The following is a 22,982-nucleotide window of genomic DNA, read 5'->3' on the forward strand; positions in this document are numbered from 1 at the left end:
AGTAAATATGTGTTGGAGGTTAAAACATTGAATAAATTAATCTTAGTTGATGGTAACAGTCTTAGCTTTAGAGCTTTTTACGCTTTGCCATTGTTACAAAATAAGGCAGGTATTCATACCAATGCCGTGTATGGTTTTGCGATGTTGCTTGAAAAAATTATAAAAGAAGAACAGCCCACACATTTCTTAGTTGCATTCGATGCTGGAAAGACCACGTTCAGACACTCACAATATAGTGAGTATAAAGGTGGACGTCAAAAAACACCGCCTGAATTAAGTGAACAATTTCCTTATATCAGACAATTATTAGATGCTTATCAAATTAAACGTTATGAGTTAGAGAATTATGAAGCGGATGATATTATCGGTACGCTAAGTAAACAAGCAAATGAAGAAAAATTCCAAACAATTATTGTAACTGGTGACCGAGATTTAACACAACTTGCTACAGATGACGTTACAATCTATTACACTAAAAAAGGTGTGACAGATGTTGATCATTACACACCGGAATTTATTTCAGAAAAATATGATGGTTTGGTACCTGAACAAATTATTGATATGAAAGGCTTAATGGGTGACACTTCAGACAATATTCCAGGTGTTGCAGGTGTTGGTGAAAAAACAGCGATTAAATTATTGAAACAATTTTCAAATGTGGAAAATGTCTACGAACATCTAGATGAAGTCTCTGGGAAGAAATTAAAAGAGAAACTTGAAAATAGCAAAGATGATGCCTTAATGAGTAAGGAACTTGCGACAATTAATTGTGAAAGTCCAATTGAAGTATCTTTAAACGAGACTAAATTGCAAGAAAATCCAGATACAAATGATAAAATTGAATTATTTAAAAAATTAGAGTTTAAACAGTTGTTAGACCAAATAGACGTTGATGGCAGTAGCTCAAGTGTGGAAGAAATGGAAATCAATATAGCAAGTGATTTTGCACAGGTTGATTTTAACAACTTAGACGCTGCATCTATACATTTTGAGTTAGATGGTTCTAATTACTTAAAAGATGACATATTAAAGTTTGCTTTATATGATGGCACGCACCATGTTGTTATTGATGCACATAAGATGCATGATTATCCAGCACTTATTGCATGGTTAGAAGATAGTACTACAGAAAAGAATGTATATGATGCTAAAAAATCATATGTTGTTGCACATAGATTAGATATTGCGATTAAACACATTGTGTTTGATGTGATGTTAGCAAGTTATATTATTGACCCATCACGTACAATAGATGATGTCAATTCAGTTGTTACGAATTATGGTCAATATTATGTACAACAAACCATCGCTGTTTATGGTAAAGGCAAAAAAAGACAATTGCCTGAAGATGATGTTCTGAATCACCATGTAGCAACCATTATAGAAGCAATTAGTGCAATTAAGCCCAAAATGGCAAAGCAACTAGATGAATATAATCAAACAGATTTACTAAATGATTTAGAATTACCATTGGCACGTATTTTAAGTGAAATGGAAGAAACAGGTATTTATACAGTCGCTAATGATTTAAAAGAAATGGAAAAAGAGATTCAAAGTAAATTAGATGTGTTAATAAAAAATATACATGAAGCTGCAGGAGAGCCATTTAATATCAATTCACCAAAACAGTTAGGTGTTGTATTATTTGAAACATTAGAGTTACCTGTAATTAAAAAAACGAAGACAGGTTATTCCACAGCAGTAGATGTGTTAGAACAATTACAAGGTGAACATTCTATTATTGAGCATATCCTTGAGTATAGACAACTTGCTAAATTACAGTCTACGTATGTAGAAGGATTGCAAAAAGTGATCGCTGAGGATAATCGTATCCATACACGCTTTAACCAAACACTTGCACAAACTGGTAGATTGTCATCTATTGATCCTAACCTACAAAATATACCTATTCGTTTAGAAGAAGGTAGAAAAATCAGAAAAGCTTTTAAATCTACAAACGAAAACAATGTCATATTTGCAGCCGATTACTCGCAGATTGAATTAAGAGTATTGGCGCACATCACGCAAGATGAAAGTATGAAACAAGCATTTATTAATGATGAAGACATTCACACAGCTACAGCTATGAAAGTATTCAATGTACAACCAGATGACGTTGATAGCACGATGCGTAGGCAAGCGAAGGCAGTAAATTTCGGAATTGTTTATGGCATAAGCGATTATGGTCTAAGCCAGAGTTTAGGCATAACAAGAAAACAAGCGAAACAATTTATTGATGATTATCTAGATAGTTTCCCTGGGGTTAAACAATATATGGAAGATATTGTTAAAGACTGCAAAGCTCAGGGCTATGTTGAAACGTTATTACATCGTCGTAGATATATACCAGATATCACAAGTAGAAACTTTAATTTGAGAGGTTTTGCAGAAAGAACTGCAATGAATACACCAATTCAAGGTACAGCTGCAGATATTATTAAATTAGCCATGGTTAATTTTGCAAATGAAGTTAAAGAAACAGATTTCCATGCACAACTATTATTACAAGTGCACGATGAATTGATTTTTGAAGTACCTAAAGAAGAAGTAGAAGCGTTTGAAAAATTCATTGAAAAGATTATGGATAATGCGATAGAGTTAGATGTGCCATTAAAAGTTGAATCTAGCTATGGTCAAACATGGTACGATGCAAAATAGAAAGAAGGTATTATATTGCCTGAATTACCAGAAGTAGAACATGTAAAAAGAGGTATTAAGCCTTTTGTTAAAGGACAAACAATTGAATCAGTTACTTTTTCTGACAAAGTGCATGAAGGTAAAGCAAACCAACGTGAGACGATAATTAAAGGTTTAGAATTAGATACGTTCAGACGCTTTACTGAGCATTTTACAATTAGTGATATAGATAGACGAAGTAAGTATATCGTTTTCTACTTAGAGAAAAACGGTGAAGAAAGAATACTTATTAGCCATCTAGGTATGGCTGGTGGTTTCTTTGTGGTCGATAAGATAGAGGATATTAGTGTTCCAAATTATCGTAAACATTGGCATGTTATATTTAAATTAAATAATGATAAGTTGCTTGTCTATTCTGATATTCGCCGCTTCGGTGAAATTAGAAATGTGCCATCATTTGAGGCGTATCCCTCATTTTTAGAAATTGCTCCAGAACCATTTGATGAAGAAGCAATGCCACATTATTTATCATGGTTTAATAAAAAACTTTACCAAAACAAGCCTATTAAGCAAATGATTTTAGATCATCGGGTCATTTCCGGCTGTGGTAACATTTATGCGTGTGAAGCGCTTTTTAGAGCAGGTATCCATCCAGCGCGTCTATCAAAAGAGTTGAATAATCAAGAACGAGAAATATTATTTTATTATGTTCGAGATGTATTAGAAGCGGGTATAAAATATGGTGGAACGAGCATATCTGATTATCGTCATGCAGACGGTAGTACAGGTACGATGCAATTACATCTTAATGTTTATAAACAAAAGATATGTAAAGTGTGTGGAAGTGATATTGAAACTCAAGTTATTGCAACGAGAAATAGTCATTTCTGCGCTACATGTCAAAAATAAAGGAAGAGTGATATTATGCCAAAGGTTATAGGACTAACAGGTGGTATCGCATCAGGTAAATCCAGTGTTTCGGAATTATTAACCGTACATGGTTTTAAAGTCGTAGATGCAGATGTTGCATCACGCCAAGCAGTAGAAAAAGGTACCAAAGGACTAGAACAAGTTAAAGAAGCATTTGGAGAAGAAGCGATAGATGAAGATGGCAATATGAATCGATCATATGTAGGAGATGTCATATTTAATCATCCAGAGAAAAGATTGGAATTAAATGAAATTATTCATCCTATTGTTAGAGACATCATGGAAGAAGAAAAAGAAGCTTATCTTGAGCAAGGCTATAATGTCATTATGGATATTCCGTTATTATTTGAAAATGACTTACAAGATACAGTGGATGAGGTTTGGTTAGTATACACTTCTGAAAGTATTCAAATTGATAGATTGATGGAACGTAATAATTTATCAATGGAAGATGCGAAAGCACGTGTTTATAGTCAAATTTCAATCGATAAAAAACGTAGAATGGCGGATCGTGAAATTGATAACCGTGATACGAAATTAGAATTGAAGCAGAACTTAGAAAGAATGCTTGTAGAAGAAGGCTATATTCACAACAATACTGAAGAAGAAGCGCAGTAAATCATCTTTTTAAGTGAGTTTTTAAATGATAATTATCGTATGCTTGATTTAATATACATTAGTATGGTTTAATAAGTGTATTCTGAAGTGCTACTCAACTTATAATCTAAGTTTGAGTAGTACTTTTTTACTATGATTTCAAATTATACAGATGAAATTATCTCGAAAAGGTCTCTTTAAGCTCTTAGGTAAGCGGAATGCAAATTTTTTGATTTTATTTTAGAAAACGCTTTCTTGTACTTTTATTTATGTTATACTATTTCCATAAAGTATAACACAAAAATAAGGGGTGCTTTGAATGACGACAAATATTGCAATTAATGGAATGGGTAGAATAGGAAGAATGGTATTAAGAATCGCTTTGAAAAATAAGGATTTAAATGTAGTAGCAATTAATGCGAGCTACCCACCTGAAACGATTGCCCACCTAATTAATTATGATACAACTCATGGTGCTTACGATTTAAAAGTAGAGCCTATAGAAAATGGGGTCAAAGTCGATAACCATGAGATTAATCTTGTAGCAGAAAGAAATCCTGAGCACTTACCTTGGGAAACGCTAAACATCGATATCGTTATTGAGGCTACCGGAAAATTCAATCATGGAGATAAAGCTGTTGCACATATTAATGCAGGTGCTAAAAAAGTATTGCTCACGGGTCCATCTAAAGGTGGAGAAGTCCAAATGATTGTCAAAGGTGTTAATAATAAACAATTAGACATTGAACAGTATGACATATTTAGCAATGCTTCATGTACGACTAACTGTATTGGTCCGGTTGCTAAAGTATTAAATGATCAATTTGGTATACAAAATGGTTTGATGACAACGGTTCATGCCATTACGAATGATCAAAATAATATAGATAATCCGCATAAAGATTTAAGACGTGCGCGTTCTTGTAATGAAAGTATTATTCCAACTTCAACAGGTGCTGCAAAGGCATTAACAGAAGTACTACCTGAATTAGATGGTAAATTACATGGTATGGCATTAAGAGTGCCAACGAAGAATGTTTCATTAGTAGATTTAGTCGTTGATTTAGACACGAATGTAACGGCTGAACAAGTCAATCAAGCATTTAAAGATAATGACTTAGGTGGTGTGATTGCAACAGAAGATGCACCTTTAGTATCTATGGACTTTAATACAAATCCACATTCAGCAATTATTGATACACAAAGCACAATGATTATGGGTGACAATAAAGTCAAAGTAATCGCTTGGTATGATAACGAATGGGGCTATTCAAATAGAGTTGTAGATGTGGCTGAACAAATAGGTCAATTACTCAAAAATGATGTTGGCGCTGTCACAAATTAAAGTACACATTTATAACATTTAATAATTAACTAATTGATTAAATGCTAAGAATCCATAATGTTTAGACTGTACGACATGATGATAGAAAGTGTTATATATACTCCTTTTGAAGTAATGCACATTGTTAGTGCTTACTTTGAAAGGAGTTTTCAATTTGTCGTTTAAACCTATATACTAGATGATTGTAGAAAAAAGTAATGATGAAATTACTTAGCATGTTAAACTTACTATCATAGAGACGCAATTAGCATGTTAAATTCTATCAATATTTGGAATATTAGTGATAAAAATTACATAATGCAATAAGTATTTTACATGTGTCATAGTGATTCTTTTGTGACATACATATTTATAGTATAATGATAAGTAATCAAAACGAGAGGGTGATAATTCGATGAAATGCCCGAAATGTAATTCGACTCATTCTCGTGTTGTAGACTCTAGACATGCAGATGAAGTTAATGCGATTCGACGAAGAAGAGAATGTGAAAAGTGTAGTACGAGATTCACAACTTTTGAACATATAGAAAAAATACCACTCATTGTAGTAAAAAAAGATGGTACGCGAGAACAATTTTCACGTGAAAAGATTTTAAATGGATTGGTGCGTTCATGTGAAAAAAGACCAGTCCGTTATCAACAATTAGAAGATATTACGAATAATGTTGAATGGAAGTTACGTGATGAAGGACATGCAGAAATTTCTTCAAGTGAAATTGGAGAGCATGTGATGAATTTACTTATGCACGTAGACCAAGTGTCGTATGTAAGATTTGCATCTGTATATAAAGAGTTTAAGGATGTAGATCAACTATTACAATCTATGCAAGGTATTTTAGCTGGAAATAAACGGAGTGATTCTTAAATGGGGTTACAATCATATGATTATGGTTTGAGACCACATGATAATTTTACTGTTGTGCGCAATTTCTATTTGAACAGTAAGCATTTAGAAATTTTAAATAGATTGTTTACACCAATGATTGGTGCAAATGCAATTGGTTTATATCATTATTTGAATCAGTTTGTTGAATATGAAACGGATTCTGTATTGACGCACTATATAATTATGAGTGAGTTAAAGATTAATTTATTAGAATTTAGAAAAGATATGGACTTATTAGAGGGAATTGGTTTAGTTAAAACATTAGTGAATCATGATGCGCAGCATTCGTCTTTTGTTTATCAGCTTGTCCAACCACCATCAGCAAAACAATTTTTCAGTGATCCAATGTTATCAGTGTATTTGTTTAGTGAAGTAAGCAAACAACGCTATCAACAATTGAAACGCCATTTTGAACATAAAAAGCAAATTGACTTTAGCAAGTATCAAGATGTGACACGAAATTTCACTGATGTGTTTAAAGTACCTAACAAGTCATTAGATGACAATACAAATGAAATCCAAAGTGAAACGGCATATGAAGGTTTAAACTTGTCACAAGTGCACTTTGATTTTGAAACATTATATGATTTATTGCAAAACCACTTTATCAGCACAAAAATTATTGATAAAGAAGCCAAAGCTTTAATTACACAAATCGCGACTTTATATGGTTTGACGCCGGAGCCGATGAAACGTATCATTTTAAAATCGATAACAAGCGCGCAAGAACTTTCGTTTGAAGAATTAAGAAAACATGCAAGAACTTATTATTTGATGGAGCATGAACAACAAATGCCATCTTTAAATATCAAAACTAACAATTATGCAGATAGTACAACTCAAGCTACTCAAGTGCAGAATAACAACCAAACGCAAGATGAGGAAAAATCTGTTACTTGGCTAAAACAATTAGAAGAAACAAGTCCCATAGATATGTTAGCGTCTTGGTCAGAATCTGAACCAACAACACAACAAAAGTATATGATTGAAGAATTAGTAGAACGTGAACAATTGTCATTCGGTGTCATTAATATACTGTTACAATTTGTGATGTTGAAAGAAGATATGAAGCTACCGAAGACTTACATTTTTGAAATAGCATCAAATTGGAAGAAAAAAGGCATCAAAACAGCTGAACAAGCATATAATTATGCGATAAAAGTGAATCAACCTAAGACGGAAAACAAATCATCTAAGTCTTATTATAAACAAAAACAATTAGCATCGAGAGAAATGACACCTAAATGGTTAGAAGAACGAGATAATAAAACAGAAACTGACACTTCAAATAATAATGAAGATGATGAAAAATTGAAGAATGATAGAGAACAGTTTTTAAATCAACTTAAAGATAGATGGAAGGAGGACAAGTAGATGAAACCATTTAATCAAATTATGGGTGATTCAAATGATTTATCAAAAAAAATTGCCAAGATAAAAAAAGATGTCGTCAATGATCCAGACGTTAAACAGTTTTTAGAGTCGCATAAAGCTGAACTGACAAATGCGATGATAGATGAAGATTTGAATATTTTACAAGAATATAAAGATCAAGAAAAGCGTTATGATGGTCATAAACTAAAAGACTGTCCCAATTTTGTGACAGGTCATATTCCTGAATTATATATCGAACATAATCATATAAAAATTCGCTATTTACCTTGTCCTTGTAAAATTAAACACGACGAAGAACGGTTTAATAAACATTTAATTACATCGCACCATATGCAACGTGACACACTAGACGCAAAACTTGAAGATATATATATGGATAGAAGAGATCGATTAGATGTCGCAATGGCTGCTAACCAAATTTGTGAAAAAATAACAAATAAAGAGCCCCAAATTAAAGGTTTGTATTTACATGGCCCATTTGGTACTGGTAAATCATTTATCCTTGGCGCAATTGCAAATCAATTAAAAACTGAAAAAATTCCATCTACAATTGTTTATCTACCAGAATTCATCCGTTCACTTAAAGGCGGATTTAAAGATGGTACTTTTGAAACGAAACTCTCTAGAGTAAGAGAAGCAAATATATTAATGTTAGATGATATAGGTGCTGAAGACATTACACCATGGGCAAGAGATGAAGTGATTGGCCCACTGTTACATTATCGTATGGTTCAAGAGTTACCTACATTTTTCAGTTCTAATTTAAGTTTTGAAGAATTAGAATATCATCTCTCTGTCACGCGAGACGGCACAGAAAAAACTAAGTCTGCAAGAATCATGGAAAGAATCAAAACATTATCAACACCATATTTCTTAGAAGGAAAAAATTACAGGAACGATTGAAATCTAAAATAAATGTTGTATAATATAATTAAATCTAAATCATAACAAATGAAATGAAGACGAGATGAATAAGCCACTACTTTACAGAGAACCAGTAAAAGATGAGATGCTGGTAAGTAAGTTTATTCATTACTACTTCATAATTGATGTTGTAATGAACATCCGGCTCAAGACCGTTATCTTACGTAGAGTAAAGTTATTACATCATAACTTTAATTTAGGGTGGTACCGCGAAGACCTCGTCCCTTTTTAGGGATGGGGTCTTTTTGTTTTTGAGTCTAATTCAGTATAAACATCATTTCATTTTGATTTAAGTGCTTGAATAAATAGGAGGGTTTTTATGGAGCAAATAAATATTAAATTTCCAGATGGCAATTCAAAAGTGTTTGATAAAGGTACAACTACAGAAGATATTGCACATTCTATAAGTCCAGGATTAAGAAAAAAAGCTGTAGCTGGTAAATTAAATGGACAACTCATTGATTTAACTAGACCAATTGACGAAGATGGCTCAATTGAAATCGTTACACCTGGTTCTGATGAAGCGCTAGAAGTATTACGTCATTCTACTGCACATCTTATGGCACAAGCCTTAAAACGCCTCTATGGTAATGTTCATTTTGGTGTTGGTCCGGTAATTGATGGTGGATTTTATTATGATTTTGATATGGAAGAAAGTATTTCATCAGATGATTTTGAAAAAATAGAAAAAACAATGAAACAAATTGTTAATGAAAACTATCCAATTGAACGTAAAGTGGTTTCTAGAAATGAAGCTAAATCATTTTTCTCAGACGACCCATATAAGCAAGAATTAATCGATGCTATTCCAGAAGATGAAAATGTGACTTTATATTCCCAAGGAGAGTTCACTGATTTATGTCGTGGTGTTCATGTACCATCTACTTCTAAAATAAAAGAATTTAAATTATTATCTACAGCTGGTGCTTATTGGCGTGGAAATAGTGACAATAAAATGTTACAACGTATATACGGCACAGCATTTTTCGATAAAAAAGAATTGAAAGCACATTTGAAAATGTTGGAGGAACGCAAAGAGCGTGATCACCGTAAAATTGGCAAAGATTTAGAACTATTTGCTAACAACCCTTTAGTAGGTGCAGGTTTGCCACTTTGGTTGCCTAACGGTGCTACAATTCGTCGTGAAATTGAACGTTATATTGTAGATAAAGAAGTAAGTATGGGTTATGACCATGTTTATACTCCTGTAATGGCCAACGTTGATTTATACAAAACATCAGGTCATTGGGACCATTATCAAGAAGACATGTTCCCAACAATGAAATTAGATGAACATGAAGAAATGGTCTTAAGACCAATGAACTGTCCGCACCATATGATGATTTATGCAAATAAACCACATTCATATCGTGAATTGCCTATTAGAATTGCTGAATTAGGTACTATGCATCGTTATGAAGCGAGTGGTGCGGTTTCTGGTTTACAACGTGTCCGCGGAATGACATTAAATGATGCGCATATTTTTGTACGTCCGGACCAAATTAAAGAAGAGTTCAAACGTGTTGTAAATTTAATTGTTGATGTATACAAAGATTTCAACTTTGAAAATTATAAGTTCCGTGTAAGTTATAGAGATCCTGAAGATAAAGAAAAATATTTCGATGACGATGACATGTGGAATAAAGCAGAAAGTATGTTGAAAGAAGCGGTAGACGAACTTGGTTTAGATTATGAAGAAGCAGTAGGCGAAGCAGCCTTCTATGGTCCGAAACTTGACGTACAAGTTCAAACTGCTATGGGCAAAGAAGAAACATTATCTACAGCCCAATTAGACTTCTTGTTACCAGAGAAATTTGATTTAACTTATATTGGTAATGATGGAGAACAACATAGACCAGTAGTCATTCACCGTGGTGTAGTATCTACTATGGAACGTTTCGTCGCATTCTTAACTGAAGAAACAAAAGGTGCATTCCCTGCATGGTTAGCACCAAAACAAGTAGAAATTATACCTGTTAACGTTGATTTACATTATGATTATGCTAGACACATTCAAGACGAGCTTAAATCTCAAGGTGTAAGAGTTGAAATTGATGATCGTAATGAAAAAATGGGTTATAAAATTAGAGAAGCACAAATGCAAAAAATACCTTACCAACTCGTTGTAGGGGACAAAGAAGTAGAAAACAATGAAGTAAATGTACGAAAATATGGTTCCCAAGATCAAGAAACGTTAGAAAAAGAAGAATTCATTTGGAATTTACTCGATGAGATTAGATTGAAAAAACAAAGATAGTCTTGAAACTCTTGAAGAAATCATGTATATTACAGAATAGTGAAGTTAGTTCACATTCATATTAAAATTAAATTTGAGTTAGAGGTTGCATTTTCAATGAGTAATTATTCAGAAGCCGAATGGGGCATATGTTGAATAATAGAAAGGTGAAGATGCCGAAACTTGTATTGTCCATTAACTATACAGGTTGGGCCAGTTATCGAAAGAAACTGGACTGTCACATATGTGATGTGCTACCTATATAAATGCTATTATTAAAATGGTTGCATATCTAATAGGTATGCAACCATTTTATTTTTAGTCAAATGATTATCATAAATACGTTAACGGGAAAGAGCGAAAATTATAATTGTTGTGTAATTCATATAGTTAATTACAATGAACTACTGCTCAAACTATAAATAGTATGAATCTTAATCATATAGTAAGTTAACCTCTATATTTAAGGAAGGGAAGCGTCTATGGCAAAACAAGTGAATCAAAATGATGGTGTTCAAAGGGGGCTGAAAGATCGCCATATATCCATGATTGCAATTGGAGGTTGTATTGGGACTGGTTTATTTATGACTTCTGGTGGTGCAATACATGATGCAGGTGGTTTAGGTGCGCTCTTAGCCTTCGCAATCATTGGAGCGATGGTATTCTTCCTCATGACTTCTCTAGGAGAAATGGCAACATATTTACCAGTGTCAGGATCATTTAGTACATATGCTACACGTTTTGTTGATCCATCTCTAGGATTCGCATTAGGTTGGAACTATTGGTTTAACTGGGTAATTACTGTTGCAGCCGATGTAACGATTGCTGCACAAGTAATACAGTATTGGACACCAATGTCAGGTATTCCAGCTTGGAGTTGGAGCTGTCTATTCTTAATTATTATATTTGGACTGAATGCATTGTCCGTTAGAGTATTTGGCGAAAGTGAATATTGGTTTGCTTTGATTAAAGTAGTTACTGTGATTATCTTTATTGCAATCGGTTTATTGACAATAGTTGGTATCATGGGTGGAGAGTTTGTTGGTTTTGACACGTTCACTCAAGGTAGTGGTCCTATTTTAGGTGATGGCTTTGGAGGAAGTATCTTAGCGATTTTAGGTGTGTTCTTGGTAGCAGGCTTTTCATTCCAAGGTACTGAACTTATTGGTATTACAGCAGGAGAGTCTGAAAATCCAGAGCGCGCGGTTCCTAAGGCAATTAAACAAGTGTTCTGGAGAATATTGATATTCTATATTCTTGCAATCTTTGTAATTGGTATGTTGATACCATACGATAGTCCATCACTTATGGGTGGCGGAGATGATATTTCAACTTCACCATTTACACTTGTATTCCAAAATGCAGGGCTAGCATTTGCAGCCTCATTCATGAATGCTGTTATACTGACTTCGGTATTATCAGCAGGTAACTCAGGTATGTATGCTTCAACACGTATGCTATATTCAATGAGTAAAGATAAGCTTGCATATCCTATATTTGGTAAAACAAATAGAAGTGGTGTACCGTATGTATCATTACTCGCTACAGCAGTAATCGTAGTAATTATCTTTGTATTACAACATTTAAGCGGTGACGCTTATGAATATATCGTTGCTGCAAGTGGTCTGACTGGTTTTATTGCATGGGTTGGTATTGCAGTCAGTCATTACAGATTTAGAAAAGCTTTTGATAAACAAAACTATGATAAATCAAAATTAAAATATAAAGCTAAATTATTCCCATTCGGGCCTATTTTTGCAGGTGTCTTGTGTGTACTTGTAATTATTGGACAAGATGTTGATTTCATCCAATCAGGAGATTTTGATCTCAATAGATTTGTTATCACATATATGGGTATTCCAGTATTCTTAGCATTCTTCATTTATCATAAACTACGTTATAAAACAAAAATAATACCATTAGAACAAGTGGATTTAAGACAAAATGTTAAAATGGACGATAAATAAATAGAAAAGTTGTTGACTTGCTAATGAATTGTTGCTAAGATAGGTAATGTTGAATACGAAACGAACCAAGTAGAAGCTCCCGCTTCTCACCTGTTGCGACACTAATAGTAGTTGGCAGGTCTATATACATACGACATTGTTGTGTGTAAAGAAGAGCGGGTATATTATATACTCGCTCTTTTTCTTGGGATAATTTCGTAAAAATCTTGGAGGTGTCAACCATAGCAAAAGATCAGACTCAAGTTAACGAAAAGATTCGTGCAAAAGAATTACGTTTAATCGGACATGACGGAGAACAGATCGGTATTAAATCTAAAGCAGAAGCTTTAGAAATGGCAGAGCGCGTAGAACTCGATGTAGTTATTATGTCGCCTAACGCTAAACCACCTGTTGCGAAAATCATGGATTATGGTAAGTACAAATTCGAACAACAGAAAAAAGAAAAAGAAATGAAGAAGAAACAAAAAGTTATTAACCTTAAAGAAATTCGTTTAAGTCCAACAATTGAGGAACATGATTTCCAAACTAAATTGAAGAACGGACGTAAATTCTTAGAAAAAGGCGACAAATGTAAAGTTTCAATTCGTTTCAGAGGGCGTGCTATTACGCATAAAGAAATTGGTCAACGCGTATTAGAAAAATTTGCAGAAGAATGTAAAGATATCGCTACAATTGGGCAAAGACCTAAAATGGATGGACGCCAAATGTTCATCATGCTTAACCCACTTAACGAAAAATAAAAAGATACTACAGGAGGAATTGAATCATGCCTAAAATGAAAACACACCGTGGAGCAGCAAAACGTGTTAAAAGAACTGGTTCAGGTAAATTAAAACGTTCTAGAGCTTTCACTTCACATATGTTTGCAAACAAAACAACTAAACAAAAACGTAAATTACGTAAAGCTTCATTAGTGAGCAAATCAGATATGAAACGCGTTAAACAATTATTAGCTTATAAAAAATAAGTAACGACAGATAAAAAAGATTGAAGATATTTTGAGGAGGAATTTATTATGCCACGTGTTAAAGGTGGAACGGTAACAAGAGCTCGTCGTAAAAAGACGATTAAATTAGCTAAAGGTTACTTTGGTTCAAAAAGAACTTTATATAAAGTAGCAAAACAACAAGTAATGAAATCAGGACAGTACGCATTCCGCGACCGTCGTCAAAGAAAACGTGATTTCCGTAGATTATGGATTACACGTATTAATGGAGCTGCACGTCAACATGACATGAGCTATTCAAGATTAATGAACGGTTTGAAAAAAGCTGGAATCGATGTTAACCGTAAAATGCTTTCTGAAATTGCTATTTCAGATGAAAAAGCTTTCGGTGAATTAGTTGCTAAAGCTAAAGACGCTTTAAAATAATTCTCAAATAAAGAGATGTACAATTCGTACATCTCTTTATTTTTGTATCTATTAACGTTTTGATAAATAACTATCATTTGATAAAATGGCTTAGAAGCCATATATGAAGGAGAAATTTATGTCTAAATTTGATGAAATGATTACGGTAGTACCAAGAACAATTTTATTTAATAGTGAAAAGAATCAATTTAACGGTTTTCTTGATAAAAATTCTGAAAAGGGTCAAGATATCTTTGACGCACTTTCAAAGTATGAAATTAAGCGTCGTGGAGATATGGAGGAAGATCCGACATATAAACAATTGGTATCTTATTGTATTTTAGAAAATGAGAATGATGAAATTTTAGTGTATGAGAGATTAGCAGGTGGTGGAGAATCACGTTTGCATGGTCAATCTTCAATCGGTGTCGGTGGACATATGAACGATGTAAAAGGTGCTGAATCTATCAATGAAGTATTGCGCATTAATGCACAAAGAGAACTTGAAGAAGAAGTAGGTCTGTCAGATAGTAAAACACAAAATTTAGCATACATAGGTTTTATTAATGATGATACAAATGAAGTTGGCGAAGTTCATTTAGGTGTAGTGTTCAAAATTAAAGTGAATAGTAATGATGTTGAAGCTAAAGAAACAGATACTTTAAAAATAAAATGGGTGAATCAAAGTAAAATAGATAATTATGATGATTTTGAAACATGGAGTACGTTAATATTACAGTCAATACAATAGAGGTGCATAAAAATGTCTGATATCATTCCCTTTCCACGTTCAAAAGATAAACTAATAAGAGAAATCAAACAATCTTTTAACAATAATGAATTAGATCAAATGTATGACCTGTTTGAAGATTTTGAAAAACAATTTGAATTAGATGAGCAAATGTCTCTATTGAAATGTGCCATGTTATACAAAATGGGACATTATCTTGAATTGCGTGAAGAAGCTATTATTTTACTGAAACAAGGTATTACTAAGTATGATGACCTTATGGTTTATTATGTAAAAAGTTTAAACGGGTTAGGACAATATTTTGAAGTCGTTGACGTCATTAATCAAATTATTGATGAAGTCAATGATCATAAAACGAGAATGGAACTATTTCCATTAAAAGAATATGCCCTAAGTCAAATTGATAAACATAATGCGCATGCAGCAGAAATGCTCCGTGATTTTGAGTCGTTGTCATTACGTGAACAAATTAGTACAATCTTAACTTTAATAGATCATAATCAGTATCGTTATCAAGAAACAGTGGTAAATATTATTAATGAAATTGAACTTGCACCGAATGTTGTGAGTATAATGCTTGAATATTTACGTTTTGCCGGATACAATCAAAACATTCGTGTTCAGAAATTTGGTTATACAGTTGAAGTGAATCCAAATCATCTTTCCGGTCTTGAACAAACGCTGTTTAAGATTAAAATTATTCCAGAAGTCATTAAGCAAATGGAAGATGATGCAGCACAAATTGTAGAAGAAGCACTTCATCTTATGAACAACCATGCTATTTTACTTTACCCGTTAGACATAGAGAGCATAGCATCTGAAAATGAATGGATTGAAGCTTACACAAACTATTTCAAATCAATGTTAGGTTTAGAAAGCTTAGACACAACTAATACTATTGTTAATTTAATTACTTCAATTGATATGCATGAATAATTAATGTTTAAATTTTTGGGTAATTAATAATAGTAGTAAAATAATAATTAAATTAATTTCAATTATTCATTCAATATTATTTGTAAACTCAGTGTTTGTGTAGAGCATTGACGTATGATATAATAATGAAGTTGAAAAAATAAAATAGGATATTCATGGAGGTTTTTATACATGACAGCAACTTGGGAAAAAAAGGAAGGTAACGAAGGAGTATTAACCGTTACAGTTCCAGCAGAAAAAGTAGACAAAGCAATTGATCAAGCTTTCAAAAAAGTAGTTAAACAAATAAACGTGCCAGGTTTCCGTAAAGGGAAAGTACCTCGCCAAATTTTTGAACAACGCTTTGGCGTAGAAGCACTATATCAAGATGCCGTTGATATCTTATTACCAGAAGCTTATGGTGAAGCTATTGACGAAACTGGAATTAAACCAGTTGATCAACCAGAAATCAATGTAACTACAATGGAAAAAGGTAGCGATATGACATTCGAAGCGAGTGTAGTAGTTGAACCTGAAATTGAGTTAGGAGACTATAAAGGTCTTGAAATTGAAAAACAAAATGTTGAATTAACTGAAGAAGAATTACAAGAATCAATTGATCACCAATTAGGTCACTTAGCTGAAATGGTAGTTAAAGAAGATGGTGCTGTTGAAGATGGTGACACAGTTAACATCGACTTTGATGGTTACGTTGATGGCGAACAATTTGAAGGTGGACAAGCTGAAGGCTATGACCTTGAAATTGGTTCAGGTTCATTTATTCCAGGATTCGAAGAACAATTAGTTGGTGTTAAAATTGGAGAAGAAAAAGATGTTACTGTAACTTTCCCAGAAGAATACCATGCTGAAGAATTAGCTGGAAAAGAAGCTACTTTCAAAGCTAAAGTAAATGAAATTAAATATAAAGACGTTCCAGAACTAACAGATGAGATTGCGAATGAATTAGACGCAGAAGCAAACACTGTTGATGAATACAAAGAAAACTTACGTAAAAAACTAACTGAGCAAAAAGAAACTGACGCTGAGAATAATCAAAAAGAAGAAGCAATTAGCAAAGCATCAAATAATGCTTCTGTTGAAATTCCAGACGCTATGATTAACACTGAGTTAGATCGTATGGTTCAAGAATTTGGACAACGTATGCAACAACAAGGTCTTAATTTAGAAACTTATTACCAAATTTCTGGTCAAGATGAGTCGCAATTAAGAGAACAAATGAAAGATGATGCAGAAGAACGTGTTAAAACAAACTTAACATTAACTGCTATTGCTGATGCAGAAGAAATTGAAGTAACTGAAGCTGATATCGATAAAGAACTAGAAAAAATGAGTGGACAATTTAATATGTCAGTAGAAGATATTAAACAAACACTTGGTAATACTGATATCGTTAAAAATGATGTTCGTATCCAAAATGTTATCGATTTATTAGTTAAAGAAGCAAAATTAGTAGAACCATCTAAAGATGACACTGAAGCGTAACTAAATATAAAAAGAGCAAATTATTTTGTGAATTATATGTTGGTCGTTTAATATAGTAAACCAGTAGCAGATGCATTCAAATAATGTATCTGCTACACTATTTTTAAAGCAAATAACTTGTGAAAGTTGTAAGTTGCATATTAAAATGCTATTTAGTATAGTCTTTAGGGAATAGGGGTGTAAATAGAATGTTCAAATTCAACGAAGATGAAGAAAATTTAAAATGTTCTTTCTGTGGCAAAGACCAAGATCAAGTTAAAAAGCTAGTTGCAGGAAGTGGCGTTTATATTTGTAATGAGTGTATTGAGTTATGTTCAGAAATTGTAGAAGAAGAATTAGCTCAATCGGAACCTGAAGGGTTAACTGAATTACCAACTCCAAAAGAAATTATGAACCAATTGAATGATTATGTAATCGGTCAAGAAAAGGCTAAGAAATCATTAGCTGTAGCTGTTTACAATCATTATAAACGTGTACAGAATTTAGGACCAAATGAAGATGAAGTTGAATTACAAAAAAGTAATATCGCTTTAATTGGACCTACTGGTAGTGGTAAAACACTTTTAGCACAAACATTAGCTAGAACATTAGACGTACCTTTTGCAATTGCTGATGCTACAAGTTTAACTGAAGCTGGTTACGTAGGTGACGATGTTGAAAACATCTTACTACGCTTAATGCAAGCAGCTGATTTTGATATTGATAAAGCTGAAAAAGGTATTATTTATGTCGATGAAATTGACAAAATAGCTAGAAAATCAGAAAATACATCTATTACTCGTGATGTATCTGGTGAAGGTGTACAACAAGCACTGCTTAAAATATTAGAAGGTACAACTGCAAGCGTACCACCGCAAGGCGGTCGTAAGCATCCTAACCAAGAGTTAATTCAAATTGACACAACTAACATTTTATTTGTTCTTGGTGGTGCCTTTGATGGTATAGATGAAGTAATTAAACGTAGATTAGGTGAGAAAGTAATCGGATTTGCAAGTAGTGAAGCTTCAAAATATGATGAAGATGCAATACTTGAACAAATCAGACCTGAAGATTTACAATCTTACGGTTTGATTCCAGAATTTATCGGTCGTGTTCCTATTGTTGCTAACTTAGAAACATTAGATGTAGACGCCCTGAAAAATATTCTAACTCAGCCTAAAAATGCTTTAGTGAAACAATATACTAAAATGTTAGAGCTTGATGATGTAGAGTTGGTATTTACTGACGAAGCATTATCTGCAATCAGTGATAAAGCAATTGAACGTAAAACAGGCGCACGTGGTCTTCGTTCAATTATAGAAGAAGCGTTAATTGATATTATGTATGACGTGCCTTCATCTGAAGGTGTTGTAAAAGTCGTGATTACAGAAGAAACAATTAATGAAGAAAAAAATCCTGAACTATACGATAAAGAAGGCAACCTTGTAAACAAGGAACAAACTTCTGCTTAAATTAGGTGAATCGAATGCCCTAAGTTGTATATATGCAACTTAGGGCATTTATTTTTAAAAAGAAAGTATAGGTAAAATAAAAATACATATTCATATAAGTCATAGTGTAATATAATAAACAATGAGTTAAGAAGAAAAGAGGGACGATAATGAAAGTTAATCCTAATGAAATAGAATTATTAATTAGTGCAGTAAAACCGGAACAGTATCCAGAAACCGGTTTAAGTGAAGTTGGCCTAAGTGGTAGATCTAACGTAGGTAAGTCAACGTTTATCAATAGTATGATTGGTCGAAAGAATATGGCAAGAACATCTCAACGACCTGGTAAGACACAAACACTTAATTTCTATAATATAGATAATCAACTTGTATTTGTTGATGTGCCTGGTTATGGCTATGCGAAAGTAAGCAAATCGCAACGTGAAGCATTTGGTAAAATGATTGAAAGATATATTTCACAAAGAGAATCATTGAAGCTTGTAATTCAACTTGTTGATTTACGACATAACCCAACAGAAGACGATATTATTATGTACAATTATCTTAAATACTATGAAATTCCAACACTAGTTGTAGCTACGAAAGAAGATAAAATTGCTAAGGGTAAAGTACAGAAGCATTTAGCGAAGATTCAGCAAAAATTAGAAATGGAAGCTGAGGACGAGATTATAAGCTATTCTTCAATTAAAAAAGACAAACAACAAAAAATATGGGATATGATTGAAAGTTATTTGTAATCATTACATTGAAGAAATATGTTTTGCTATAAATAGGTTGAATTTAGTACAATTATGTCAACATTTTGAATGTAAATTAGAAGAATTATAATTTACTCGAGCAAGATGGTTAACTCATGTCGTAATTGTGTTATAATTTACTTATTGTAATATGTATGGAGGGCGTTATAAATGCATTTAATTGCGGTTAGCATAAATCATCGTACAGCAGATGTAGCATTGAGAGAAAAAGTTGCTTTTAAAGATGATGCCATACGTTCAGCCAATGTTGATTTATTTGAAACAAAATCTATTTTAGAAAATGTTATATTATCAACTTGTAATCGCACAGAAGTATACGCAGTTGCGGATCAAATTCATACAGGTCGTTATTATATACAACGATTTTTAGCGAGATCTTTTGGATTTGATGTTGAAGATATTAAAGAAATGACTGAAGTAAAAGTGGGGGACGACGCAGTAAATCATTTATTGCATGTTACTTCAGGCTTAGATTCTGTTGTTCTTGGTGAAACTCAAATTCTTGGACAAATTAGAGATGCATTCTTATTAGCTCAAGAAGAAGATACAACAGGTACTATATTTAATCATCTTTTTAAACAAGCAATTACTTTTGCGAAAAAAGCTCATAATGAAACAGATATTGCAGACAATGCAGTAAGTGTTTCTTATGCGGCTGTTGAACTAAGCAAAAAAGTATTTGGCAAAATTGACAACAAGCAAGCTTTGATTATTGGTGCAGGGGATATGAGTGAATTGTCACTCTTGAATTTAATTGGTTCAGGTGTCACAGATATTACAGTTGTTAATAGAACATTGAGTAAAGCTCAAAAATTAGCAATGAAACATCATGTGAAATTTGAATCAATGGAATCATTACCAAAACTTTTAGCTAATGTGGACATTGTTATCAGTTCAACAAGTTCAGACGAATATATTGTGACAAATGATATGATGCGTTCTATTTCAACAGAACGCAAAAGTGATTCACTTGTTTTAATAGATATTGCTGTTCCAAGAGACATAGAACCTAATATTAATACAGTTCAAGATGTATTTAATTATGATGTAGATGACTTGAAAGGATTAGTGGATGCTAATCTTAGAGAACGTCAAATAGCAGCAAATGACATTATGCAACGTATCCCTGGTGAGATTGTAGCACATAACGAATGGGTAAGTATGTTAGGTGTTGTACCTGTTATTCGTGCCTTAAGAGAAAAAGCTATGAATATACAGGAAGATACTATGAATAGTATTGATAGAAAATTGCCTGCACTCAGTGAGAGAGAACGTAAAATCATTTCAAAACATACTAAAAGTATCATAAATCAAATGTTGAAAGATCCAATCAAACAAGCAAAAGAATTGAGTAATGATAGAAATAGTAACGAAAAATTAGAGCTGTTTCAAAACATTTTTGACATTGAAGCTGAACAAGCTTATGAACCTAAAAAAAGAAGAAGTGAAGTGCCAACTAGTCAAATATTAAGTTTTGAATAAGCATAAGCAAATGGTGATAATATGCAAGAATTTTCATTTATAAGATTAAATGAACTTATATTATTAATTTATTTAATTAGTATTGCTTGTTACTTTTTTGATTTTGTGAAAAAGCATTATAAAGTTAGAAAAATTGGTTTTGTTACATTAGGGATTGTTTGGGTGTTACAAACAATCTCTTTATCTATTTATGCTAATGTAACGAAACAGATTCCATTAGGTAATGTTTTTGATGTATTTTTTGCATTAGCTTGGTTGATTATTTCTATTTCTATAGTGATTAGTGTGATCAAGCAAATAAATTTTTCGATATTTTTATTTAATTTAATTGGTTTTGTATTAATTGCTATAAATACGTTTCAACCTATGCATTATCAGAGTGCAGGAGATAAATTAAGTATTATAAACGAATTGTTAATAGTACATATTGCCTTTGCAATTATAAGTTATGCCCTGTTTGCTTTTGCATTTGTTAATTGTATATTATATTTAATACAGTATAAAAATTTAAAGCAAAAAAGATTTAATCAAAAATATTTTAGAATCGGTAGTGTAGCTACACTAGAACAAGTTGTGTTTTATAGTAGTCTAATTGGTTTTATATTTATCATATTAAGTATCATTTTAGGTACACAATGGGGTATAAATACTTTAGGATTACACATATTGAATGATCCCAAAGTAGTGATGTCTATAATTATTGCATTGCTGTATGGTATATATATCATCTTTAGAGTAAGACATACGTTAAGCAAACATAATTTGATTTATTTTAATCTCAGCTTATTTTGCTTAAGTATGATTAATTTGATTTTTGCTTCTCATATATCCGATTTTCATCAATGGACAGGAATATGATTACAGATAGAAAAGGTTAATTGTTAAATATAGTCATTTCTAGGAGGTTGCGCCTGATGCGTAAGTTAATCGTTGGTTCACGTAGAAGTAAGTTAGCTATAACACAAAGCCAACAATTTATTGAAAAATTAAAAGCTGTTGATCCAGAATTAGATATTGAAATTAAAGAAATAGTAACAAAAGGTGACCGTATTATAGATAAACAATTATCTAAAGTAGGCGGTAAAGGGCTGTTTGTAAAAGAAATTCAAAATGAATTATTTAATCATGGTATAGATATGGCGATACATTCCTTAAAAGATGTGCCTAGCGTCATACCAGAAGGATTAACTCTAGGTTGCATACCAGATCGTGAAAATCCATATGATGCGTACATTGCTAAGAATCATGTCCCTTTACATGAACTTCCTGATAATAGTATCGTAGGTACAAGCTCTTTACGCCGTGGTGCTCAAATACTTGCGAAATATCCTAAATTACAAATAAAATGGATACGAGGCAACATTGATACACGTTTAAGTAAGTTAGAAACTGAAGATTTTGATGCAATTTTACTTGCAGCTGCCGGTTTGAAACGTATGGGCTGGTCAGATGATATCGTGACAACTTATTTAGATAAAGAGACTTTAATACCAGCCATTGGACAAGGCGCATTAGGTATTGAATGTCGTGCGGATGATGAAGAGCTGTTAGCATTACTTAAGCAAGTTCACAATGAAGATGTAGCGGATTGTGTTACTGCTGAAAGAACATTCTTAGAGCGTATGAACGGCAGTTGCCAAGTTCCAATCGGCGGCTATGCTACGAAAAGTAATGATGGTACAATCGAATTCACAGGCTTAATTATGTCTCCAGACGGTAAAGAACGTTATGAGCATACTGAGCGTGGAGAGAATCCAGTTGAAATCGGTGAAAAAGTAACTGAAGTTTTAAATGCACAAGGTGCATATGAAATAATAAAGGCACTAAACGAAGAACAATAATCGTTTGAGGTGA

The 22,982-nt window shown here is 32.8% G+C and carries 20 protein-coding genes, 1 riboswitch and 1 other annotated feature; all 20 genes read left to right on the forward strand.

The features are described 5' to 3' along the window. The first annotated feature begins 27 nt into the window (after positions 1-27). The 20 genes from polA (at position 28) to hemC (ending at position 22,969) form a co-directional block, all read left to right on the forward strand. A complete protein-coding gene (gene polA / locus NSR03_RS04160; RefSeq protein WP_064782840.1) occupies positions 28-2,658 on the forward strand; it encodes a DNA polymerase I in 2,631 nt (876 codons plus the stop codon). Positions 2,659-2,673: 15 nt separating this feature from the next. Beyond that, on the forward strand, positions 2,674-3,546 hold the full coding sequence (gene mutM / locus NSR03_RS04165; RefSeq protein WP_002512483.1) for a bifunctional DNA-formamidopyrimidine glycosylase/DNA-(apurinic or apyrimidinic site) lyase: 873 nt from the start codon (positions 2,674-2,676) through the stop codon (positions 3,544-3,546). A gap of 15 nt (positions 3,547-3,561) precedes the next feature. After that, positions 3,562-4,185, forward strand: a complete 624-nt coding sequence (coaE, locus tag NSR03_RS04170) for a dephospho-CoA kinase (protein WP_021339087.1) — start codon at positions 3,562-3,564, stop codon at positions 4,183-4,185. A 298-nt stretch (positions 4,186-4,483) separates the two neighbouring features. Beyond that, complete coding sequence (gap, locus tag NSR03_RS04175; RefSeq protein ID WP_064782842.1) at positions 4,484-5,509, forward strand: type I glyceraldehyde-3-phosphate dehydrogenase; 1,026 nt, start codon at positions 4,484-4,486, stop codon at positions 5,507-5,509. 394 nt (positions 5,510-5,903) lie between these two features. Continuing rightward, positions 5,904-6,374, forward strand: a complete 471-nt coding sequence (nrdR, locus tag NSR03_RS04180; RefSeq protein ID WP_064782843.1) for a transcriptional regulator NrdR — start codon at positions 5,904-5,906, stop codon at positions 6,372-6,374. Further along, positions 6,375-7,769, forward strand: a complete 1,395-nt coding sequence (locus NSR03_RS04185; protein WP_021339090.1) for a replication initiation and membrane attachment family protein — start codon at positions 6,375-6,377, stop codon at positions 7,767-7,769. Continuing rightward, positions 7,770-8,693, forward strand: coding sequence for a primosomal protein DnaI (gene dnaI, locus NSR03_RS04190; protein ID WP_021339091.1), 924 nt, complete (start codon positions 7,770-7,772; stop codon positions 8,691-8,693). Between the two features lie 340 nt (positions 8,694-9,033). Continuing rightward, positions 9,034-10,971 carry a threonine--tRNA ligase gene (gene thrS / locus NSR03_RS04195; RefSeq protein ID WP_002507375.1) on the forward strand — a complete coding sequence of 646 codons (1,938 nt, stop codon included), beginning with the start codon at positions 9,034-9,036 and terminating at the stop codon, positions 10,969-10,971. Between the two features lie 71 nt (positions 10,972-11,042). Continuing rightward, positions 11,043-11,215, forward strand: a riboswitch (Lysine riboswitch). Positions 11,216-11,432: 217 nt separating this feature from the next. Then, the gene (locus NSR03_RS04200) at positions 11,433-12,917 is read left to right on the forward strand and encodes an amino acid permease (protein WP_021339092.1); all 1,485 of its coding nucleotides are present in this window, start codon (positions 11,433-11,435) and stop codon (positions 12,915-12,917) included. Positions 12,918-12,978: 61 nt separating this feature from the next. Then, positions 12,979-13,107 (forward strand) — a sequence feature (ribosomal protein L20 leader region). Between the two features lie 22 nt (positions 13,108-13,129). Next, positions 13,130-13,657 (forward strand): translation initiation factor IF-3, encoded by a 528-nt coding sequence (gene infC, locus NSR03_RS04205; RefSeq protein WP_002507377.1) that lies wholly within the window; start codon positions 13,130-13,132, stop codon positions 13,655-13,657. A gap of 26 nt (positions 13,658-13,683) precedes the next feature. Continuing rightward, positions 13,684-13,884, forward strand: coding sequence for a 50S ribosomal protein L35 (gene rpmI / locus NSR03_RS04210; RefSeq protein ID WP_002507378.1), 201 nt, complete (start codon positions 13,684-13,686; stop codon positions 13,882-13,884). Between the two features lie 48 nt (positions 13,885-13,932). Next, positions 13,933-14,289, forward strand: coding sequence for a 50S ribosomal protein L20 (rplT, locus tag NSR03_RS04215; protein ID WP_002507379.1), 357 nt, complete (start codon positions 13,933-13,935; stop codon positions 14,287-14,289). Between the two features lie 118 nt (positions 14,290-14,407). After that, positions 14,408-15,019, forward strand: a complete 612-nt coding sequence (locus tag NSR03_RS04220) for an NUDIX domain-containing protein (RefSeq protein ID WP_021339094.1) — start codon at positions 14,408-14,410, stop codon at positions 15,017-15,019. A gap of 12 nt (positions 15,020-15,031) precedes the next feature. Beyond that, on the forward strand, positions 15,032-15,955 hold the full coding sequence (locus NSR03_RS04225; RefSeq protein WP_021339095.1) for a hypothetical protein: 924 nt from the start codon (positions 15,032-15,034) through the stop codon (positions 15,953-15,955). 171 nt (positions 15,956-16,126) lie between these two features. Continuing rightward, positions 16,127-17,437, forward strand: a complete 1,311-nt coding sequence (tig, locus tag NSR03_RS04230; protein ID WP_002507382.1) for a trigger factor — start codon at positions 16,127-16,129, stop codon at positions 17,435-17,437. A gap of 188 nt (positions 17,438-17,625) precedes the next feature. Next, positions 17,626-18,888: an ATP-dependent Clp protease ATP-binding subunit ClpX gene (clpX, locus tag NSR03_RS04235; protein WP_002507383.1), complete on the forward strand. Its 1,263-nt coding sequence runs from the start codon at positions 17,626-17,628 to the stop codon at positions 18,886-18,888. Between the two features lie 149 nt (positions 18,889-19,037). Then, entirely contained in the window at positions 19,038-19,625 is a 588-nt protein-coding gene (yihA, locus tag NSR03_RS04240) for a ribosome biogenesis GTP-binding protein YihA/YsxC (protein WP_002507384.1), read from the forward strand. 171 nt (positions 19,626-19,796) lie between these two features. Next, a complete protein-coding gene (gene hemA / locus NSR03_RS04245; RefSeq protein WP_021339096.1) occupies positions 19,797-21,128 on the forward strand; it encodes a glutamyl-tRNA reductase in 1,332 nt (443 codons plus the stop codon). A gap of 21 nt (positions 21,129-21,149) precedes the next feature. Beyond that, the gene (ccsA, locus tag NSR03_RS04250) at positions 21,150-21,986 is read left to right on the forward strand and encodes a cytochrome c biogenesis protein (RefSeq protein ID WP_069820858.1); all 837 of its coding nucleotides are present in this window, start codon (positions 21,150-21,152) and stop codon (positions 21,984-21,986) included. Between the two features lie 56 nt (positions 21,987-22,042). Continuing rightward, on the forward strand, positions 22,043-22,969 hold the full coding sequence (gene hemC / locus NSR03_RS04255; protein WP_021339097.1) for a hydroxymethylbilane synthase: 927 nt from the start codon (positions 22,043-22,045) through the stop codon (positions 22,967-22,969). Positions 22,970-22,982: the final 13 nt, after the last annotated feature.

It is taken from the genome of Staphylococcus sp. FSL W8-1207 (assembly GCF_038003745.1).
Lineage (GTDB): Bacteria > Bacillota > Bacilli > Staphylococcales > Staphylococcaceae > Staphylococcus > Staphylococcus equorum.

Coding starts and splice junctions, on each gene's coding strand:
- coaE (WP_021339087.1), top strand. CDS start 3,562: ATGCCAAAGGTTATAGGACTAACAGGTGGTATCGCATCAGGTAAATCC.
- gap (WP_064782842.1), top strand. CDS start 4,484: ATGACGACAAATATTGCAATTAATGGAATGGGTAGAATAGGAAGAATG.
- nrdR (WP_064782843.1), top strand. CDS start 5,904: ATGAAATGCCCGAAATGTAATTCGACTCATTCTCGTGTTGTAGACTCT.
- NSR03_RS04185 (WP_021339090.1), top strand. CDS start 6,375: ATGGGGTTACAATCATATGATTATGGTTTGAGACCACATGATAATTTT.
- dnaI (WP_021339091.1), top strand. CDS start 7,770: ATGAAACCATTTAATCAAATTATGGGTGATTCAAATGATTTATCAAAA.
- thrS (WP_002507375.1), top strand. CDS start 9,034: ATGGAGCAAATAAATATTAAATTTCCAGATGGCAATTCAAAAGTGTTT.
- NSR03_RS04200 (WP_021339092.1), top strand. CDS start 11,433: ATGGCAAAACAAGTGAATCAAAATGATGGTGTTCAAAGGGGGCTGAAA.
- rpmI (WP_002507378.1), top strand. CDS start 13,684: ATGCCTAAAATGAAAACACACCGTGGAGCAGCAAAACGTGTTAAAAGA.
- rplT (WP_002507379.1), top strand. CDS start 13,933: ATGCCACGTGTTAAAGGTGGAACGGTAACAAGAGCTCGTCGTAAAAAG.
- NSR03_RS04220 (WP_021339094.1), top strand. CDS start 14,408: ATGTCTAAATTTGATGAAATGATTACGGTAGTACCAAGAACAATTTTA.
- NSR03_RS04225 (WP_021339095.1), top strand. CDS start 15,032: ATGTCTGATATCATTCCCTTTCCACGTTCAAAAGATAAACTAATAAGA.
- tig (WP_002507382.1), top strand. CDS start 16,127: ATGACAGCAACTTGGGAAAAAAAGGAAGGTAACGAAGGAGTATTAACC.
- clpX (WP_002507383.1), top strand. CDS start 17,626: ATGTTCAAATTCAACGAAGATGAAGAAAATTTAAAATGTTCTTTCTGT.
- yihA (WP_002507384.1), top strand. CDS start 19,038: ATGAAAGTTAATCCTAATGAAATAGAATTATTAATTAGTGCAGTAAAA.
- hemA (WP_021339096.1), top strand. CDS start 19,797: ATGCATTTAATTGCGGTTAGCATAAATCATCGTACAGCAGATGTAGCA.
- ccsA (WP_069820858.1), top strand. CDS start 21,150: ATGCAAGAATTTTCATTTATAAGATTAAATGAACTTATATTATTAATT.
- hemC (WP_021339097.1), top strand. CDS start 22,043: ATGCGTAAGTTAATCGTTGGTTCACGTAGAAGTAAGTTAGCTATAACA.